Below are 4973 nucleotides of genomic sequence, written 5' to 3' on the forward strand. Positions count from 1 at the left end.
TACTGTACAGTAGATTACTGAATCATATGAACCAGCAGTTGTACATGTTGCTGCCACTTCATTTTCAATTACTGCTTCAGCTTCAGTATGACCTAGCTTTGTTAATGTTACAATTAATTCTTGTGCTTCAAATAAATCATTTTCAAATACTACTGTATAAGTAATAGATCCATCTAATGTACAAGTAGGGTTAACTGTTACACTTGTTGCATTCTTTGTCTCTGTTACTACATGAGTATTATCATGCTTACAAACTGCAGTTGCAGTTACACTATCATATCCATCCCATACATAGCTTACTTCATAATCATGACCTAATGCAGGAATTACGGAATAAACTACCTGTGTATAGAAATAAGTAGTATTTGTAAATGTTGCAGTAAATAAGCCTCTACCATCTTCTAGGCATGTAGGTTCTTTATCAACATCAGATACAGAATTAACTGTTTCTGTAATAATATGTGTTGAATCATGGCTACATACTACTGTTGCAGTACATGTTTTATTATCACTACTCCATACAAACGTTGGAGTTCCATAAGAATGACCTATTGGTGCAATTTCTTCTTCATAAGTATCTGTATATGTAACACCATCGATTGTTATAGATGCTGTATATAGGCGAATACCTGCTTCTTCACAAGTTGCAGCCTTTGTAACCTCATTTTCTACTGTTGCTTGTTTTGTAGTTGTATGAGTAGAATCATTTTTACAAGTAAATGTAATTGTTACATAATAAACGCTATCCCAATTCCATACGCCATTTTGATAATCATAATCATGGCCTAAGGCTGAAACTACTTCTGTTTTCGTTTGAGTAGTAAAGTAAGTTCCATTTGTAAATGTAGCTGTATATGTCTTTACACCTGTATTTGTACAAGTTGGATTTGTTGTAATCTCACTTGTTGTTGATACAGTTTCTGTAATTACATGGTTTGCATCATTTTGGCAAACTACAGTTGCTGTACAAGTGCTATTATCACTTGCCCATACATATGTAGGATAACCATAGCTATGACCTATTGGGGCAATTGCCTCTTCATGAATATCTGTATAATCCACGCCATCAATAGTTACAGTTGCAGTATATGTATGAACTCCTGCTTCTTCACAAGTGGCCTCTTTTGTAATGCCATTAGACATAGTTGCAGTATATGTAACTGTATGAGATGAATCATGAGTACATGTAAATACTACAGTGACATAATAATTATTGTGCCATGTCCATTCTCCATTAGAATAATCATAATCATGACCTAATGCTAGAATAGATTCAGTCTTAGATTGAGCTACAAAATATGTTGTATCTGTAAATGTAGCTGTATATGTCTTTACACCAGCTTCAGTACAAGTTGGATTTGTTGTAATTTCACTTGTTGATGTAACAGTTTCTCTAATTACATGATTTGAATCATTTTGGCAAACTACAGTTGCTGTACAAGTACTATTATCACTTGCCCATTCATATGTAGCTACTCCGTAGGAGTGTCCTGTTGGCAAAATAGTTAAAGCTTCAAGTGTAGTTTCGTTCTTGTTTGAGTCAAAAACCTTACTACAGTCATCACAAAGATAATACTCATAATTACCAGATTCTTCGCATGTTGCAGCCTTTGCTGCTACATTCACATATTTATGACTAATATTTAAAGCTAAAGTTGTTGTTGAAAATTCACCTAGACTAACAGTAATCTTTTGGCCATTATCACTACAGCCTAATACAGTACCGTTTTCTAAAGATACGGTAATAATTCCACTTTCCCTTTGATATACACTTGAATCTAATGATGCAAAGCTACTAAATGGAACATCAATAGTTGTATTGTCATTATAGATAATTGTTACAACCATACCAGATAAATCTAGTAAATCTTTTGCTGTGTAATTTAATGTTGGAGATGTCTTAATTACGAAATTTGTAATCTTCTTAGGTAATACTTCTACTGTTACTGCTTTAGATGCAAAGGTCAAAGAAGTCTCCTTATATCTAAAGAAATACTTACCAACAGGCACATTTGTCATTTCTGTTCCTGTACATGATGTCCAATTTACACCATCAGTAGAATACTCCATTAAAGTACTAACACCACTAATCGTACCAGAATCTTCACCTAAAATAGACTGCATAGATGCAGTTACTGTTGTAGGTGCAGCTTTGGTTGTTTTTTCTTTAAAGAAATATACATATGTAGCAGTAGTACTTCTATCTGGAGCAGTTCCATCTAAAGATAAATAGCGATTATTACCATGAATTGTTGCAGAACCATCCTCGTTAAAGGTTACAGTCATATTTGCTGATCTAGTATATAGAATACGATCATCTCTAGATAAAGAAACGTAACGAGTTCCAGATTGTAATCTCCAATTGTTATAATTTTTCGTTGCTGTCCATAGCATAGTTGCTTCAGCGCTGGTTTTAATATATGTAAAGCCACCACTTGATTCGCTAATAGTTACATTTGTAAATGAACCCGCGTTAGATCCAGAAGTTAATGCCTTTGCGCTACCAACACTATTCGCACTTACTATTAAATATTTTTCTCCTGCCTCTAATGATGTCGCAAGACCATATGTCTTTGTATTTCCAATTGGAGTTGCAGCCACATATCCTACAATCTCATCATCAATAGTTTCTTCTTCGCCCTTTGGTACTACAAAGAAATAATATGTCGTTTCATTTTCTAATCCTGTAACTATAGCCTGAGTAGTTTCACCATCTACAGAGCCATACTTAGTAGTTGCAGGAGAGTTAAAATCATTTACGATAGAATAATAAATATCAAAGCCTGCATCGGAATTTGAAATTGAATAATTTTTACAGAATGTATTATTCCAATTTAATGACCAATTTAATGTAACTTGGCTATCTCCTGCTGTTGCAGCTAAGGATAAAGTAATTGGCTGTAATACTATATCATAAGAATTCTTACTAGAATCCCAAGAATGCTGCATTACAACGCTATTTAAAGATGTATCAATTGTATATGGGTTATTTCCTGAAACAATCTCTAATGTTTCATTTTCTTGATCCACTAATGCCCACGCAACAGATACACTTTCATCTCCTGTTCTAGATGTTGCTTCTAATGTTATATTTGATGTTTCATTTGTATTTACAATATAAGAATCACCATAGATAGTACCACCATCAATGATAAAATCTTCATTGACAAATACTGTAACTGTTACTACTTTTTCATTCGCGGAAAGTGCGCTACCTCCACCAATTGTAGTTGGTGCTACGGTAGATGATTGACACTCATTTCCTGTATGATATGTAATATTAGATAAATCAGAATAATCAAATTCAACTTTAACTGGAGTAATACTAGAATTACCAATTAGTGCCATAGAATCACTAGAAAGTGGTGCATAAGTTACACCAAACTCGTCCTCTACTAAAGCAACCTGGTTATATGTAATAGTTCCTTGACTACCATTATCATTAATCAAAGAACCTGTCTTTGTTGCTGCAAATACAGAATCAGAATCATTTACCTTATAGCATGTATCTTCTACATCAATTGCATTTGCTAAAGCTTGAGTTTTACCTGTTACAGCACCATATACACATCCATCTAAAGTAACAGAACCAGTAGAGTAAGAATATGCATCCTGTTCTACTTCTGTATTATCCGACAAATACACATTATCTAATAAAATACTATTTACACAGGATAAAGTTGCATCATTATTACCTACACCTGCACCAGACTCTGAACCATTGGTTGTTGCATTTCCTGCGATAGTAGAGTTAATAATATATAAATTAGCCTTCTTACAGTTATTTATACCTCCACCAATTTCCTTAGATGTATTGTTTGCAATAGTGGAATTATAAATATACATATAAGCATTATCTTCATTTCTTCCGTTGTTACCAGTGTTTTCTCCACCGCCACCACCATAAGATAAGCTTCTATTTTCTGAAATAGAACAATTGTCAATAATGAATGTTCCTTGCTGATTTTGGAAACCTGCACCATATTCGGCAACATTACGTGTTAAAGATGAGTTTGTAAGAACAATCTTAGAACCCACTGTATTTCTAATTCCTCCACCATGAATATCTTCTGAGCCTGAATTAGAAATCTGACACTTATCGATATATAGTGTACTATTGTTGCTTGTTGAAGAATTAGAAGCACCATTAACAATGGCACTATTTCCTCCACCCTTGATAATACAATTATTGATATGAACTGTTGCACCAGAAGCAACATAGAACAATGAATAATTAGAGGCATTACTATTTATTACACCTTGATCTGTTGTACCAGTAACAGATGCACGAATAATTTTTCTAGATCCATTATCATCTAAATCGCCATCCAAAGTAGTTCCATTAGTTAATGTGATAGCGTTAGTTAAAACAATTTCATCATATTCTGAAGAAGATAATGCAGTTAATAATTCTTCTAATGTAGATACTTCTTTTGATAAACCATATACTCTATTTGATTCATTTGGAGCAATTATAGAAAAAATAAGCACAAAAAGGGCAACCACTGCTGATATTCCAGCAACGAATCTGGTTACCCATTTTCTAGTTGTCCTTTCTCTCATACTCATAAAACTTCCTCCTAATGTTTTTATAAAAACAAAAAAAGCCAGTCTCCCCTATTTAAGTGGCAACTGGCTGACCTTCTCCCTTGGTCCCTATAGCTTTGCGTCACTAGATTTCTCTAGCTTTGCCTTTAAAACACCATTAAAAGCATTATAATAACGCTTTTAAAATATATTATATATATTTTTTATCATAACTTATATTAGTTTTCAATAGGTAAAAGGCTGAAAATGATAGTGAAACTATCTTTCTTTCTTTCTGTTTGTTACATAAAGACACAATAACCCTATTATTGCTACTTTTCAATGAAAAAAGGATTATATTTAAAATATAATTCCTTCTTACTTAATTTCTTATAATTTCAATCGAATCTTTTAGCTTTTCTATTTCGGCATGACTTGTAACATAC

1 protein-coding gene and 1 riboswitch are annotated in these 4973 nt (G+C 33.2%); the gene reads right to left on the reverse strand.

The genetic code is table 11. From position 1 onward, the window contains the following. Positions 1–4569 (reverse strand): hypothetical protein (locus EI71_RS10235; protein WP_211321095.1); only part of this gene is annotated, 4569 nt, incomplete at its 3' end. 55 nt (positions 4570–4624) lie between these two features. After that, a riboswitch (cyclic di-GMP riboswitch) is annotated at positions 4625–4703 on the reverse strand. Positions 4704–4973: the final 270 nt, after the last annotated feature.

It is taken from the genome of Anaeroplasma bactoclasticum, assembly GCF_003550015.1.
Lineage (GTDB): Bacteria > Bacillota_I > Bacilli_A > Acholeplasmatales > Anaeroplasmataceae > Anaeroplasma > Anaeroplasma bactoclasticum.